Raw genomic sequence first — 13,009 nt, forward strand, 5'->3', positions numbered from 1 at the left:
TTATCCGGAGTGCATCATCCCCTGGCAGGAGCACGCCGCGGATCTGAAAAAACGCCCCCTGACTCACCTTTACAAGACCCACCCTGCGTGGCTCCATAACGTATTTTTTGGCGCATAAGCATGGATATTGAGCTGGCTAAAACTTTCTTGGAAATCGTCAGGTGTGGCAGCCTGATTGCCGCCGCAGAGCGCTTGCACGTCACCCAAACGGCTATCACCGCCCGTGTGCAAAAGCTGGAAAGCAGCCTCAATAGCAAGTTGTTTGTCCGCAACCGAGCGGGCGCCAAACTGACAGCGGACGGGGAAGCCTTCGTTGTTTATGCCAACCAGCTGGTGCAAACCTGGGAAGCCGCCGTCAGGGATTTACCCCTGCCCGAAGGTTTCCATAAAATATTGCACATCGGCGGCGAGGTCAGCCTGTGCAACCCACTCATTCTGGACTGGGTTCGCGAAATCCAGAAAGCAGTCCCCACACATGCCATCAAAACCGAGATAAGAGACGGCTCAACGCTATTAAGGCAATTGGAGCTTGGCCTCCTGGATGCGGCCTTGGTCTATCAACCGGCCTACTGGCCTGACTTGCAAGTCGAACAGATCCTTGAAGAAAAACTGATACTGGTCCGTTTGATCGCCAAACCCGAGCCTTACGTCTACATCGACTGGGGCGTCGGCTTTCGGCAATCCCATGATGCGGCCTTGCCGGAAAAGGCAAAGGCGGCGCTGTCCTTCAACCTGGGCCCCGTGGCGCTGCAATATATTCTCGACAATGGCGGATCGGGCTACTTCAGAACCCGTGTCGTGCAGTCCTATATTGAAAGCGGCATTCTCGAGCTCGTCAGCTCCGCCCCCGAATTCAGCTATCCAACCTATCTGGTCTATTCGCGCAGCCGATCCTCAGCCGAACTGCAGTTGGCAATAAAACTGCTGAAAGATATTGTCACCCGGGACAGCGATTGGTCCCAACGCTGGGACCCGCTGATCTGACTAATGCAAATGCACGATCAAGTCGCGATGCAAGGCCGCGATCAGGTCTGTCTGGGTGACCACGCCCACAAATACGTCATCCTGAAGCACCGGAATACAGTGCAAACCCTGCTTTGACAACAGCGGTATCAGCTCGACAATGTGAGCCGTCGTCGCCACACAGGTCACGGGGGCATGCATGATGTCTTTCAACAAGGTTTTTTTCTTGAACCCGAACACGCCGGACAACCCCGTGCTCCGAGTGGCGACCGGGTGCTTGATAATGTCCGTAAGGCTGACAATCCCGACAATGTGCTTTTCATCATTCAGTACCGGCAAGGTCTTGATGTGGTGATGCATCAATGTCCGCACCGCCTCTTTGATGGTGGTTTGCGGCGTCCCCGACAGCACATCCTTGGACATGATATGGGAAGCTTGAATATCCCCCATACTCCGTCTTAAAGCGTGTTTTTCAGTGGAGCGGATGATGCTCTCCAGATCCTCTCTGGTGACGTCAACAAATTCGCCAACATCCGCCAGGGCCGCATCGAGGTCATCGCTATTGAAACCAATCCTTTCAAAAGGCGGAATGTCTTTCGTGTGATTGATTTCCGCGGAGGGATTTACATGAGCCTTGGGATAGCGCACCCCAGTCAAGTTGTTAAAAACCAGTGCACACCCCAAGAGGATCCCGGCATTCAGCATCACGGGACAAAAGACCTGCAGGCCTAATGGCGCCAAATCGGTTTGAGACAAGACAACACAAAGCGCTACCGCCCCACCGGGAGGGTGCAGACAGCGAAACACACACATCGCGGCAATGGCCAACCCCGCCGCGAAACTGGCACTTGGAAAGGAATGACCGAATAGATGCACGGCAATCAGTGCCGCCAGCGTGGCGACAAAATAACTGCCGACGATGGACCACGGCTGAGCCAGCGCGCCCGTGGAAACAGCGAACAATAAAACAGCCGATGCCCCTACCGGCCCGATGAGATGAAGCGTCAGCTCCAGCCCGTAGAAGTATTGGCACACCAGGGACGTAACAAGCACACCCGCACACGCCCCCACCGACGCGCGTAGCCACTCTCTGGGCTTTGTATTCAAGGGGGCAGGATAAAAACTCGACAAGATGGACTTGATCATTTTTCACGCTTAATAAAAAAGGCCCATTAACATTAATGAGCCTGTGTACCTGGGGGAGGCACGAAAAAGGGTACGGCTTTGGAATCAGGCGGGCATTTTGTCTGCACTGAATCCCGCTGACAAACGTAAAATATTGCTACTTGAATTCATTTTTTTTGATATCAAAGTCCCCTGCTACCTTCCTGAGATTTCTTTGATTTCCCCCCCAATGAGCGCCAGCGGTGAAAAACTGACAGGCACAGACATGCAAAAGGGGAGCATTGCTCCCCCTTTTGCATGTCTGTGCCTGACCTTTGCCGCCATCACGGCCACCTGAAAAGCGCTGGATCAGCACTGGTCACAAGCGACCGCCAGGGTCAGCCTTTAGTCTGTTTCTTCAAGGCCGAGATCAGCGCGCCATTCATAGTGGCCAGTGCCCCGGTCAGGGTCGACAACTCGCCGTTCAACGCGCTGAGCTGCTGCGCCTTCTGCTCCGGGCTCATGTTCTTGTTCGCCTGAAGCGCCTGCAACTGGGCCTGTTTCTCGGCGATCTGCTTCTGCAAGCGTTCGATCTGCTTGCGAAGTTGCTTGATGTGGTCCGGCTCCGAACTGGCCGCCTGGGCCTGCTCGGCTTTGGAGGCGTTGATTCCGGCGCTGGACAGATTGACCTTGACCCCTGTCGAGCGGCCAGTCTCGGCCTTGCCATCTTTACCGGTCTCGGTTGACGAAGGCGCAGAATTAAGCGGGACCGGCGCGTGGGCGGCACTGGAAGCATTGATGGAAACGTTGCTGATGGAAACCATGATCGAAGCTCATTCAGGTCTATATGTCCTTGACATCGACCGGAGGCCACCGAACTTTAGCGATATTGTATGAATGGCGATACAAAGTCCTACAATCGCCCGCTTCAGTTCACCACCATGCCCCGCTTGACCCCGTACATCGCCTCATCTGCATGCTTGAACAGTTGCTGCGCTTCTTCGCCGTTTTCCGGATAGAGCGCAATCCCGATGCTCGGCACGATGCTCAGGTCGCACCCCTCCCATGGCACGGGCTCGCCAAGCAGGCTGCGGATCTTGTCGGCCACCCGGTTCGCGTCCTCCGACTGCTGCAAATGCTCCAGCAGGATGACGAATTCGTCGCCACCGATCCGCGCCACGGTGTCGGTTTCCCGGACACATTGTTGCAGGCGCCGAGCCACTTCCTGCAGGAGCAGGTCGCCTACCGCATGCCCGAAGCTGTCGTTGACCTGCTTGAATTTGTCCAGATCGACATAAAGCAATGCCAGGTGCCCGCACTCACGCCGCGCCCGGGCCAAGGCGTCCTTCAGACGCTCCTGCAGGAAGCCACGGTTAGGCAGGCGGGTCAGTTGGTCGTAACGCGCCATGTACTCCAGACGCGCCTGCAACTGCTTGCGCTCGATGGCGGCCGCCACCTGGGCCGACACGAATTGCAGCAGCTCCCGATCGTATTCGGTGTAGCGCTCGCCGCCGCTACTTTTCACCAGCAGCGCACCAATGGTGCCGTTCTGTGAACTCAGCGGCACCCCCAGGCTGGAAGGTGCCCCGTCGATATTCAACAACAAGGGCTGGCCGCTACGCACCACTTCGGCGCAGTTACGATCGACGCTGTGCGGCTGGCGGCGGTCGTCGATGTAATAGGGGAAACTCAGTTGGTCGCGCTGCTCATCGTAAAGCGCCACGCAGAAGTTCTCCGCCGGCAGCCATTCGCCGACGATCCGGTGTACCCGCTGGAACAGCGCCAGCAGATCCGCGGTGGCGTGGGCGGCTTCGGAAATCGCGTAGAGCGCCGCCTGCCGGGACTCCGCCAGTTTGCGCTCGGTAATATCCCGGGCCACGGCGACGCGCAACTGGTCGACCTCGGACCAGCGTGCCGACCACATGATGTGCACCACCTGGCCGTCCTTGCGCACGTAGCGGTTTTCGAAATAGGGCTTGGGCTGGCCGCCCATGATTTCGCTCGCGGCCTTGAGCGTGCGCTCGCGGTCTGCCGGCAGCACCAGGTTGATCATCGGCATGCCGATCAGTTCCGCCTGGGTGTAGCCGAAGATCCGCTCACAGGCGGCGCTGACAAAGACGAACCGTCCTTCGATATCCACCGCGCACACGGCGTCCATCAACAGGTCGATGAAGCAGGCCAGCTGTGTGACAGTCTTGGTCTCCATCAGAAAGAGATCGCCCCAAAAAAGTAAGCGTCAGCATCTATCCATGGAAATACTGGCCTCCTGCCCTCCCCTTGCAGCAGATTCATGCCTTGTTCGCACCGAAGAGAATAGCGTATGCAGCGACCCCGCCAAGGAAACCGAAAAAAATCAGCCGGGGCAACATCCCCCCTGCAACAGCTCGGCATGCAGACAGGGTCTATCAACCCCGCCGATCCAGCACATTGATGACCAACCGGTCCACCCACCCCCACAGCCGCTGCTTGACCCGCTGCCACAGCGGACGGGCCTTCCAGTCCTGCAGGCTGACCGGCTCGCTGAGCGCGAAATCATTGAGGAAGCTGGCCTCCACCGCCCGGGTCAACGGCGGATCAAGGGCTTCAAGATTGCCTTCCAGGTTGAAACGCAGGTTCCAATGATCGAAATTGCACGAACCAATGCTGACCCAGTCATCGATCAGTACCATTTTCAGATGAAGGAAGCATGGCTGGTACTCGAAAATCCGCACCCCGGCCCTGAGCAGGCGCGGGTAGTAACGATGGCCGGCGTAGCGCACTGACGGATGGTCGGTACGCGGTCCGGTCAACAGCAGCCGCACATCGATGCCCCGGCTGGCGGCCCGGCGCAGGGAGCGGCGGACTTTCCAGGTTGGCAGGAAATACGGCGTCGCCAGCCAGATCCGTTGCTTGCCGCTGTTCAGCCCCCGCACCAGGGAGCGCAGGATGTCCCGGTGCTGCCGGGCATCGGCATAGGCCACCCGGCCCAGGCCCTGTCCGGCCGGAGGAACCCGCGGCAAGCGTGGCAGACCGAAGGGCGCCAGGGGTTTCCAGGCGGCACGCTGCTCGTTGGCCAGCCACTGGCGGTCGAACAGCAATTGCCAGTCGAGCACCAGCGGGCCGGTAAACCGCACCATGACTTCATGCCATTCGAAGCGCTCTTCGCCCGGGGTCCAGAACTCATCGGTCACGCCGGTACCGCCGACCACCGCCAGGGACTGGTCCACCAACAGGAGCTTGCGGTGATCGCGGTAGAAGTTACGCACCCAACGGCGCCAGCTCAGCCGATTGTAGAAGCGCAACTCGACCCCGGCCTCGATCAACCGTCGACGCAGGCTCAGGGTAAACGCGAGGCTGCCGTAATCATCGAACAGGCAGCGCACCCGCACACCGCGCCCGGCCGCTTCGGCCAGCGCCCGGACCATGGCGTCGGCACAGGCGCCGGCCTCCACCAGGTAAAGCTCCAGTTCCACCTGGCACTCGGCCCGGGCAATCGCCTCCAGCATCCGCGGAAAAAAATTCGGGCCGTCGATCAACAGCTCGAACCTGTTGTCGGCTCGCCAGGGGAAGATCGCGCCGGCCATGTCAGCGCGCCGCGAAGATCAGCACCGCGCCCACCGGTACCGACAAACTGATGGCCGACAGGCCGGCGGCCTTGCGCAATACCGCCAGCCCCGGCGACAGGTCGAAGTCCTCGGCATGCACCACCAGAGGCTCCAGGGTCACCACCTGGAACCGCCGGTCATCCAGGCGGGTCGCCAGCAGTTCGGCGTTGTAGCTGTGCTCCTTGCCGCGCAGTTTCACCACCAGCGGCAGGCGCAACTCCAGTTGCGCGCCAGGGGCAAGGTCGTTGATGGGCTGCACATTGATCTGCGCGACGATCTGCGCCTCGGGCCAGCGCTTGATCTCGAACAGGTCGCGACGCAAGTGCTCGTCACGCCGGGGAATACCGGTGCTGACCGACTCCAGCTCCACTTCCAGGGTCGCCACGCCCTGGCGGTCGATCTTGCCGTGCAGGGTCAGGAAACGATGGACTTCGGAAATATCGGCGTTGTGGGTGGTGATGAACGACAGGCGTGAGGACTCGTTGTCCAGGTACCAGTTGGCCTGGGCCGGCAGGGCGAGCACCCCGAGCAGGGCCAGAAATAGGCGGGACCGGTGCATGCAAGCTCCTGATTGAACGTAGGTACCACCTTAGCCGCCCGGGATAAAGGTGGCAAACCACGGATCAGGGCTCCAGCCGGCAGCCCTCGCGCGGACCGATCCAGACGGCACTGCTGCTGCGTCCCAACCCCTGGGCCGTGACCCGGTGCTGCTGGGGATCATCGTGGAAAGCACTGACCGGCACCGCCTGTTTGACGTACCCCAGGCAATAGTCCGCCGGGTTGTTCATCACATAACGGCAGGAACAGTATTCCTTGGCGGTATAGGCGCTGATGATCCCTGGAAAGGCCTGCAAGGCCAGCCGCTCATGCCAGACCCAGCCGCCCAGGGCGAGCAACAGCCCCAGCAGCAGACTGGTCAGCGGGCGGCGACGGATAAATCCCCGGGCACTCATGGAGCCACCCCCGGCGCGAAAGCCGCCAGTGCCCGCTTGAGCAGTTCGTTGTGCCGGTAGCTGCCGTCGCGATCATCGCCGTAGCGCACAATGACCAGGCCCGCGCTGGGGATCACATACAACACCTGGCCCCAGTGCCCGAGGGCGGCGAAAGTGTCCGGCGGGGCGTCCGGCCAGGGCTTGGCGGCGCCCTTGATCGAACGATTGAGCCACCATTGGCCGCCGCCCACCGCTTCATCCTGTCCGGGTTTGTAGCCGGCGAAGGGACGCAGGTTGAAATTCACCCAGGCCCTGGGCAGCAAGCGCCGCTCGCCCCAGCGCCCCTCCCGCTCCATCAGCAGGCCGATCCGCGCCAGGTCCCGGGCCGTCATATAGACATAGGACGAGGCGACGAACGTGCCGCTGGCATCGCGCTCCCAGACTGCGCTGCGAATACCCAGCGGATTGAACAGCGCCGTCCAGGGATAGTCCGGATAACGCTTGGCACCGACAATTTTGCGCAAGGCAGCGGCCAGTACGTTGCTGTCGCCGCTGGAGTAACGGAAGACCCGTCCCGGCCGGCTGGACTCGCCATGGGCGGCGGTATAGCCGGCCATATCGGCGCTCCCCAGGGTATAGAGCATCGCCACCACCGACGACTTCAGCGGCGCGTATTCATAGTCCTCTTGCCAGTCGATGCCGGAGGACCAGTTCATCAGGTGTTCCAGGGTGACATGGGGATGGGCGCGCAACGGTCGGTAGAAGCGCGCCGCCGAATCATGCAACTGGAACAGGCCTTGACCATAGGCCACGCCGAGCACCGTGGCCATCACGCTTTTACTGACGGACCAGGTGAGGTGCGGGGTACTGACAGTGGTGGGGCCCGCGTAGCGCTCGTAGACGATGCGACCGTGGCGGATCACCAGCAACGCATCGGTGCGGATGCCCTTTCGCGTGTCGTCGTCGCGGGCGGGAAACGCATAGGACTCCAGGGCTTGCACCGCAGGTCCGGACACCTGCGGCTCCAGGGCCCAGTCTTCCCCCGGCCAGACCTCGGCACGGGCGGTGAAGGTGAACGCCAACAACAAGGCAGGGAAAAAGGTCGAACCCTTGGGCATGGAGCCAGCTCGCGAAAATAGCCTCGCGCCAGTCTGAGCCCACTTGATGACAATCTTGAGCAAGCCGGCGCCCGGCGTGATTTCAAAGGGACAGTGGACGCTGTCATACAAGCATCACCAAAGCTTCATGGCGATGACACCGGGGCTAAATAGCCTGACTTTGCACAACAAAGTCGACTGGCCGCACCCCTGGCCGGCAACCGGAGACTCGTAATGACCCAGATCGCCCGCATCAGCGACACCGGCAGTGAACGCCGCCTGCAAGCCGAACGCCTGCTGGGCGCCGCGGCCTTGCAAGAAGCCCAGGCCTTGCGCTTCAACGTCTTCAGCGGCGAATTCAATGCCAAGCTCAAGGGCGCTGAACTGGGCCTGGACATGGATGACTATGATGTACATTGCGCCCACATCGGCGTACGTGACCTGAACACCGGTCGCCTGGTGGCCACCACCCGCCTGCTCGACCACAAGGCCGCGGGCACCCTGGGCCGCTACTACAGCGAAGAAGAATTCAGCCTGCACGGCCTAGGCCATCTGCAAGGGCCGATCCTGGAAATCGGCCGTACCTGCGTCGATCCGGCCTACCGCAACGGCGGCACCATTGCCGTACTCTGGGGCGAACTGGCCGAAGTCCTCAACGAAGGCGGCTACAGCTACCTGATGGGCTGTGCCAGCATCTCGATGCAGGACGGTGGGATCCAGGCCCAGGCGATCATGCAGCGCCTGCGCGAACGCTACCTGTGCACCGAGCACCTGCGCGCCGAGCCGAAAAAACCGCTGCCGTCACTGGATATTCCCGGCAACGTCATCGCCGAAATGCCCCCTCTGCTCAAGGCCTACATGCGCCTGGGCGCGAAGATCTGCGGCGAGCCGTGCTGGGATGAAGACTTCCAGGTGGCCGACGTCTTTATCCTGCTCAAGCGCGACGAGTTGTGCCCACGCTATGCGCGGCACTTCAAGGCGGCGGTCTGATGAGCCGCCTGCGGGTATACGCCCGGATCGCACGGGTACTGCTGGTGGTGGCGCTCGGCCTGAGCATGGCCAGCGTGTTCGGGGTTTTCGAACGCCTGGGGATCGCCAACTCCATGGTTCGGCGGCAACGCTGGTCGCGCTTTTTCATGGCGCGCCTGACCAACGCCCTGCCGTTTCGCGTAACCGTACGCGGCGAGCTGCCCAGGCAGCCGATGCTGTGGGTCAGCAACCATGTGTCCTGGACCGATATCGCCCTGCTGGGCGGCTTGACCCCGCTGTCATTCCTGTCCAAGGCCGAAGTACGTACCTGGCCGGTGGCCGGCTGGCTGGCAGCGAAAGCCGGCAGCCTGTTCATCCGTCGTGGCTCGGGTGACAGCCAGTTGATCCGCAAGCAGATGACCCGTCACCTGGAACAGCAACATCCGCTGCTGATGTTTCCGGAAGGCACCACCACCGATGGCCGTTCGCTGCGCACCTTCCACGGTCGCCTGCTGTCGGCGGCAATCGATGCCGAGGTGGCGTTGCAACCGGTGGCCATCCGTTATCTGCGCGATGGCAAGCCCGATATGCTGGCCCCGTTCATTGGCGACGACGATCTGCTGTCGCACCTGATGCGTCTGTTTTCCAACGACCAGGGCGATGTGGAAATCCAGATACTCGAACCGATCGCCTGCAACGGCCAGGAACGTGCGGCGCTGGCGTTCCAGGCGCAGCAGTCAGTGCAGTTGGCGCTGTTCGGTGAAGTGATTGAAGCGAAGCGTTCAGCACCGCGCCAGGCCGAAGCAGAAGCGGCCTGATCAACCTGGGATACTGAAAACTACACACAACCTGTAGGAGCCGACTCGCTGGCGATAGCTACCTGATAGTCGACATCGTAGTCGCCTGAAAAATCACCATCGCCAGCAAGCCGGCGCCTACAGGGGATCGCGTTCATTCAGGGAATGGGCGCGGGAAAACGCCTGCAACTCGGGATAGAACAGCCGAAAGTCCTCGCTCAACGGCTCATACAGCCGCTGCAGCTCGCGCATCGCATGGGCCAGTTCTTCGGGCCGCGACAAGCGCCGCGAAATACCGCGCAACACCTGCCCCAGCACCTCGAAATCCCGGTAGGAACCCAGCCAGTCATCCGCCGCCATATAAGGTGCGATCTCGGCCAGACGCCCCGGCAGGTTCCGTTCGCTTCGCAGCACGCGATAGACCTGGGCGGTAAAGCTGTCCAGCTCGCCTTCGGCATAGAGCGCCCAATCCCGCGCCAGGCAGTGATCGAAGAACACATCCAGGACGATGCCGGCATAACGCCGCCGCGTCAGGGAAAAACGCGACAGCGCCTGCCCCACCACAGGGTGCCGATCGGTAAACACATCGATGTGGCGATGCAGCTCGATCGCCGCTTCGATCGACGGGGTGAATTGCCCTTGCAGACGGCCCTTGACGAAATCGCCATAGAGGCTGCCGAGCAGTTGTTCCGGGCGCTGGCCGCCCAGATGCAGGTGTGCGAGATAATTCATGAGCGACAGCTTAGCACCCCGCCAGCCTATATCGTTATAACCCGATATAGCGAACGACGCCGGGATCAGATCAAAATCATATTGGTGTATCGCGAAATAGCGATATATATTTCGCCCCATCGCGATATAACGTTTTACCTACCCTGAGCAACGACCATGCCCCTTGACCTCGACGAAATAATAAAAGCGCTGGCACACCCAGTACGCCGAGACATTCTCCACTGGCTGAAAGACCCGAAAAACCAGTTTCCCGATCAGCACCACAACCACGAGTACGGCATCTGCGCCGGACAGATCGACCAGCGCTGCGGCCTGTCGCAGTCCACCGTGTCCGCGCACCTGGCGACCTTGCAGCGTGCCGGGTTGATCACCAGCCAGAAGGCCGGTCAATGGCACTTCTTCAAACGCAACGAGGAAACCATCCAGGAATTCCTCCGCATCATGAGCCAAGAGCTCTAAAAGGACTGTACAAGATGCCCCTCCCGTTACTCATCCTGGCCCTGAGCGCATTCGCCATCGGCACCACCGAGTTCGTCATCATGGGCCTGTTGCCCAATGTGGCGGCGGACCTCGGCGTGTCGATTCCCGGTGCCGGCTGGCTGGTGACCGGCTACGCCCTGGGCGTGGCGATCGGCGCACCGTTCATGGCCATGGCCACCGCACGGCTGCCGCGCAAGGCCGCCCTGGTCGCGCTGATGGGGATCTTTATCGTCGGCAACCTGCTGTGCGCCATCGCCAGCGACTACAACGTGCTGATGTTCGCCCGGATCGTCACCGCCCTGTGCCACGGCGCGTTCTTCGGTATCGGTTCGGTGGTGGCGGCCAATCTGGTAACCCCGGACAAGTGTGCCTCGGCCGTGGCCCTGATGTTCACCGGCCTGACCCTGGCGAACGTTCTCGGCGTCCCCCTGGGCACCGCGCTGGGCCAACAGGCCGGCTGGCGCTCGACCTTCTGGGCGGTGACCGTGATCGGGGTGATCGCGCTGATCGGCCTGATCCGCTTCCTGCCGGCCAGGCGCGATGAGGAAAAACTCGACATGCGCGCCGAACTGGCCGGGCTCAAGGGCGCCGGGCTCTGGCTGTCCCTGAGCATGACCGTGCTGTTCGCCGCCGCCGTGTTCGCCCTGTTCACCTACATCGCGCCGTTGCTGGGCGAAGTGACCGGTGTCTCGCCACGGGGCGTGACCTGGACCCTGGTGCTGATGGGCCTGGGCCTGACCGTCGGCAACATCATCGGTGGCAAGCTGGCGGACAGGAACCTGGCCGCGACGCTGATCGGCGTGTTCATCGCCATGGCCGTGCTGGCCACCGTGCTGACCTGGAGCAGCGTGCTGCTGGTCCCCGCCGAAATCACCTTGTTCCTCTGGGCCACGGCCTGCTTCGCCGCCGTACCAGCCCTGCAGATCAACGTGGTGACCTACGGCCAGGCCGCGCCCAACCTGGTCTCGACCCTGAACATCGGCGCCTTCAACGTCGGCAACGCCCTCGGCGCCTGGATCGGCGGCAACGTCATCGCCCATGGCTTCGGCCTCACCAGCGTGCCGCTGGCCGCCGCAGCACTGGCGGTTCTCGCCCTGCTGGCGACCCTGATCACCTTTCGCCAGAACGACAACGACGAACTGGCTCCGGCTACCCACTGACTCCTGCTATTAACTGGCTCCTGCTACTAACTGCTAATGAGGGTTGTACACATGGCAACTATTTTCGACTCGATCAAACTGGGCGACCTGGAACTGCCCAACCGTATCATCATGGCCCCGCTGACCCGCTGCCGCGCCGATGAAGGCCGCGTACCCAACGCGCTGATGGCCGAGTACTACGTACAACGCGCTTCCGCCGGCCTGATCCTCAGCGAAGCCACCTCCGTGACGCCGATGGGCGTGGGCTACCCGGACACCCCAGGTATCTGGTCCAACGACCAGGTGCGCGGCTGGGCCAACGTGACCAAGGCCGTGCACGCTGCCGGCGGGCGGATCTTCCTGCAACTGTGGCACGTGGGCCGTGTGTCCCACCCTTCGTACCTGGACGGCGAACTGCCGGTCGCACCGAGTGCCATCCAGCCCAAGGGGCATGTCAGCCTGGTGCGCCCACTGTCGGACTATCCGACCCCGCGGGCCCTGGAAATCGCTGAAATCGCCGATGTCGTCGACGCCTACCGCGTCGGTGCGGAAAATGCCAAGGCCGCCGGTTTCGACGGCGTGGAAATCCACGGTGCCAATGGCTACCTGCTTGATCAGTTCCTGCAAAGCAGCACCAACCAGCGCACCGACAACTACGGTGGCTCCCTGGAAAACCGCGCGCGCCTGCTGCTCGAAGTGACAGACGCGGTGATCGAAGTCTGGGGCGCCGGCCGGGTCGGTATGCACCTGGCGCCACGCGCCGACTCCCACGACATGGGCGATGCCAACCTCTCGGAAACCTTCACCTACGTCGCCCGCGAACTGGGCAAGCGCGGTATCGCGTTTATCTGCTCGCGCGAGAAAGAAGCCGATGACAGCCTCGGCCCACAACTGAAAGCGGCGTTCGGCGGCCCCTACATCGCCAACGAACGCTTCACCAAGGACAGCGCCAATGCCTGGCTGTCCAGCGGCAAGGCCGACGCGGTGGCCTTCGGCGTGCCGTTCATCGCCAACCCGGACCTGCCGGCCCGCCTGCAGGCCGATGCGCCGTTGAACCAGGCACACCCGGAAACCTTCTACGGCAAAGGTCCGGTCGGCTACATCGACTACCCGACGCTGTAAGCTCCGGCCTGTAAAGGCAGGAACAAGAAAGCCCTGGTCCGCAAGCACCGGGGCTTTTTCATGGGCACGGTAAAAGCCATCGCCCTCAAC

General features: G+C 61.6%; 15 protein-coding genes. 7 read left to right on the top strand and 8 right to left on the bottom strand.

The annotated features are described in order from the left end of the window. The first annotated feature begins 120 nt into the window (after positions 1–120). Complete coding sequence (locus NUH87_RS10770) at positions 121–984, top strand: LysR family transcriptional regulator (RefSeq protein ID WP_338525930.1); 864 nt, start codon at positions 121–123, stop codon at positions 982–984. Here the strand turns inward: NUH87_RS10770 and NUH87_RS10775 are convergent, their stop codons facing one another. Beyond that, complete coding sequence (locus NUH87_RS10775) at positions 985–2,109, bottom strand: HPP family protein (protein ID WP_338525931.1); 1,125 nt, start codon at positions 2,107–2,109, stop codon at positions 985–987. A 97-nt stretch (positions 2,110–2,206) separates the two neighbouring features. On the opposite strand from NUH87_RS10775, the gene NUH87_RS10780 reads away from it, so the two are divergent. Beyond that, the gene (locus NUH87_RS10780; RefSeq protein ID WP_338525932.1) at positions 2,207–2,425 is read left to right on the top strand and encodes a hypothetical protein; all 219 of its coding nucleotides are present in this window, start codon (positions 2,207–2,209) and stop codon (positions 2,423–2,425) included. Between the two features lie 40 nt (positions 2,426–2,465). Here the strand turns inward: NUH87_RS10780 and NUH87_RS10785 are convergent, their stop codons facing one another. The 6 genes from NUH87_RS10785 to NUH87_RS10810 form a co-directional block, all read right to left on the bottom strand. Continuing rightward, the gene (locus NUH87_RS10785) at positions 2,466–2,891 is read right to left on the bottom strand and encodes a hypothetical protein (RefSeq protein WP_338525933.1); all 426 of its coding nucleotides are present in this window, start codon (positions 2,889–2,891) and stop codon (positions 2,466–2,468) included. A 104-nt stretch (positions 2,892–2,995) separates the two neighbouring features. Continuing rightward, complete coding sequence (locus tag NUH87_RS10790) at positions 2,996–4,273, bottom strand: diguanylate cyclase domain-containing protein (protein ID WP_338525934.1); 1,278 nt, start codon at positions 4,271–4,273, stop codon at positions 2,996–2,998. Positions 4,274–4,472: 199 nt separating this feature from the next. Beyond that, complete coding sequence (locus tag NUH87_RS10795) at positions 4,473–5,630, bottom strand: phosphatidylserine/phosphatidylglycerophosphate/cardiolipin synthase family protein (RefSeq protein WP_338525935.1); 1,158 nt, start codon at positions 5,628–5,630, stop codon at positions 4,473–4,475. Between the two features lies 1 nt (position 5,631). After that, on the bottom strand, positions 5,632–6,210 hold the full coding sequence (locus tag NUH87_RS10800; RefSeq protein WP_338525936.1) for a YceI family protein: 579 nt from the start codon (positions 6,208–6,210) through the stop codon (positions 5,632–5,634). 64 nt (positions 6,211–6,274) lie between these two features. Beyond that, entirely contained in the window at positions 6,275–6,604 is a 330-nt protein-coding gene (locus tag NUH87_RS10805) for an amidase (RefSeq protein ID WP_338525937.1), read from the bottom strand. After that, the gene (locus NUH87_RS10810) at positions 6,601–7,701 is read right to left on the bottom strand and encodes a serine hydrolase (protein ID WP_338525938.1); all 1,101 of its coding nucleotides are present in this window, start codon (positions 7,699–7,701) and stop codon (positions 6,601–6,603) included. The genes NUH87_RS10805 and NUH87_RS10810 overlap by 4 nt, the downstream gene beginning before the upstream one ends. 213 nt (positions 7,702–7,914) lie before the next feature. Here NUH87_RS10810 and olsB point away from each other — a divergent pair, with 213 nt between their 5' ends. Both olsB and NUH87_RS10820 read left to right on the top strand, forming a co-directional pair. Continuing rightward, positions 7,915–8,670 (top strand): L-ornithine N(alpha)-acyltransferase, encoded by a 756-nt coding sequence (olsB, locus tag NUH87_RS10815; protein ID WP_338525939.1) that lies wholly within the window; start codon positions 7,915–7,917, stop codon positions 8,668–8,670. Further along, positions 8,670–9,467, top strand: a complete 798-nt coding sequence (locus tag NUH87_RS10820) for a lysophospholipid acyltransferase family protein (protein WP_338525940.1) — start codon at positions 8,670–8,672, stop codon at positions 9,465–9,467. Before olsB ends, NUH87_RS10820 begins: the two co-directional genes overlap by 1 nt. Before the next feature lie 117 nt (positions 9,468–9,584). Here NUH87_RS10820 and NUH87_RS10825 read toward each other — a convergent pair whose 3' ends face one another. Next, the gene (locus tag NUH87_RS10825; RefSeq protein ID WP_040064924.1) at positions 9,585–10,178 is read right to left on the bottom strand and encodes an ACP phosphodiesterase; all 594 of its coding nucleotides are present in this window, start codon (positions 10,176–10,178) and stop codon (positions 9,585–9,587) included. 156 nt (positions 10,179–10,334) lie between these two features. Here NUH87_RS10825 and NUH87_RS10830 point away from each other — a divergent pair, with 156 nt between their 5' ends. The 3 genes from NUH87_RS10830 to NUH87_RS10840 are packed head-to-tail and all read left to right on the top strand — an operon-like array spanning position 10,335 to position 12,919. Continuing rightward, positions 10,335–10,637: an ArsR/SmtB family transcription factor gene (locus NUH87_RS10830; protein WP_040064923.1), complete on the top strand. Its 303-nt coding sequence runs from the start codon at positions 10,335–10,337 to the stop codon at positions 10,635–10,637. Positions 10,638–10,651: 14 nt separating this feature from the next. Next, entirely contained in the window at positions 10,652–11,818 is a 1,167-nt protein-coding gene (locus tag NUH87_RS10835; protein WP_338525941.1) for an MFS transporter, read from the top strand. A 51-nt stretch (positions 11,819–11,869) separates the two neighbouring features. Next, on the top strand, positions 11,870–12,919 hold the full coding sequence (locus NUH87_RS10840; protein WP_040064921.1) for an alkene reductase: 1,050 nt from the start codon (positions 11,870–11,872) through the stop codon (positions 12,917–12,919). Positions 12,920–13,009: the final 90 nt, after the last annotated feature.

It is taken from the genome of Pseudomonas batumici, from assembly GCF_036585405.1.
Taxonomy (GTDB): domain Bacteria; phylum Pseudomonadota; class Gammaproteobacteria; order Pseudomonadales; family Pseudomonadaceae; genus Aquipseudomonas; species Aquipseudomonas batumici.

Excerpts from the sequence above, each read along its gene's own strand:
- NUH87_RS10770 (WP_338525930.1), top strand. The coding sequence starts at position 121 with ATGGATATTGAGCTGGCTAAAACTTTCTTGGAAATCGTCAGGTGTGGC.
- NUH87_RS10840 (WP_040064921.1), top strand. The coding sequence starts at position 11,870 with ATGGCAACTATTTTCGACTCGATCAAACTGGGCGACCTGGAACTGCCC.
- NUH87_RS10835 (WP_338525941.1), top strand. The coding sequence starts at position 10,652 with ATGCCCCTCCCGTTACTCATCCTGGCCCTGAGCGCATTCGCCATCGGC.
- olsB (WP_338525939.1), top strand. The coding sequence starts at position 7,915 with ATGACCCAGATCGCCCGCATCAGCGACACCGGCAGTGAACGCCGCCTG.
- NUH87_RS10830 (WP_040064923.1), top strand. The coding sequence starts at position 10,335 with ATGCCCCTTGACCTCGACGAAATAATAAAAGCGCTGGCACACCCAGTA.
- NUH87_RS10800 (WP_338525936.1), bottom strand. The coding sequence starts at position 6,210 with ATGCACCGGTCCCGCCTATTTCTGGCCCTGCTCGGGGTGCTCGCCCTG.
- NUH87_RS10805 (WP_338525937.1), bottom strand. The coding sequence starts at position 6,604 with ATGAGTGCCCGGGGATTTATCCGTCGCCGCCCGCTGACCAGTCTGCTG.
- NUH87_RS10785 (WP_338525933.1), bottom strand. The coding sequence starts at position 2,891 with ATGGTTTCCATCAGCAACGTTTCCATCAATGCTTCCAGTGCCGCCCAC.
- NUH87_RS10790 (WP_338525934.1), bottom strand. The coding sequence starts at position 4,273 with ATGGAGACCAAGACTGTCACACAGCTGGCCTGCTTCATCGACCTGTTG.
- NUH87_RS10820 (WP_338525940.1), top strand. The coding sequence starts at position 8,670 with ATGAGCCGCCTGCGGGTATACGCCCGGATCGCACGGGTACTGCTGGTG.
- NUH87_RS10825 (WP_040064924.1), bottom strand. The coding sequence starts at position 10,178 with ATGAATTATCTCGCACACCTGCATCTGGGCGGCCAGCGCCCGGAACAA.
- NUH87_RS10795 (WP_338525935.1), bottom strand. The coding sequence starts at position 5,630 with ATGGCCGGCGCGATCTTCCCCTGGCGAGCCGACAACAGGTTCGAGCTG.
- NUH87_RS10775 (WP_338525931.1), bottom strand. The coding sequence starts at position 2,109 with ATGATCAAGTCCATCTTGTCGAGTTTTTATCCTGCCCCCTTGAATACA.
- NUH87_RS10810 (WP_338525938.1), bottom strand. The coding sequence starts at position 7,701 with ATGCCCAAGGGTTCGACCTTTTTCCCTGCCTTGTTGTTGGCGTTCACC.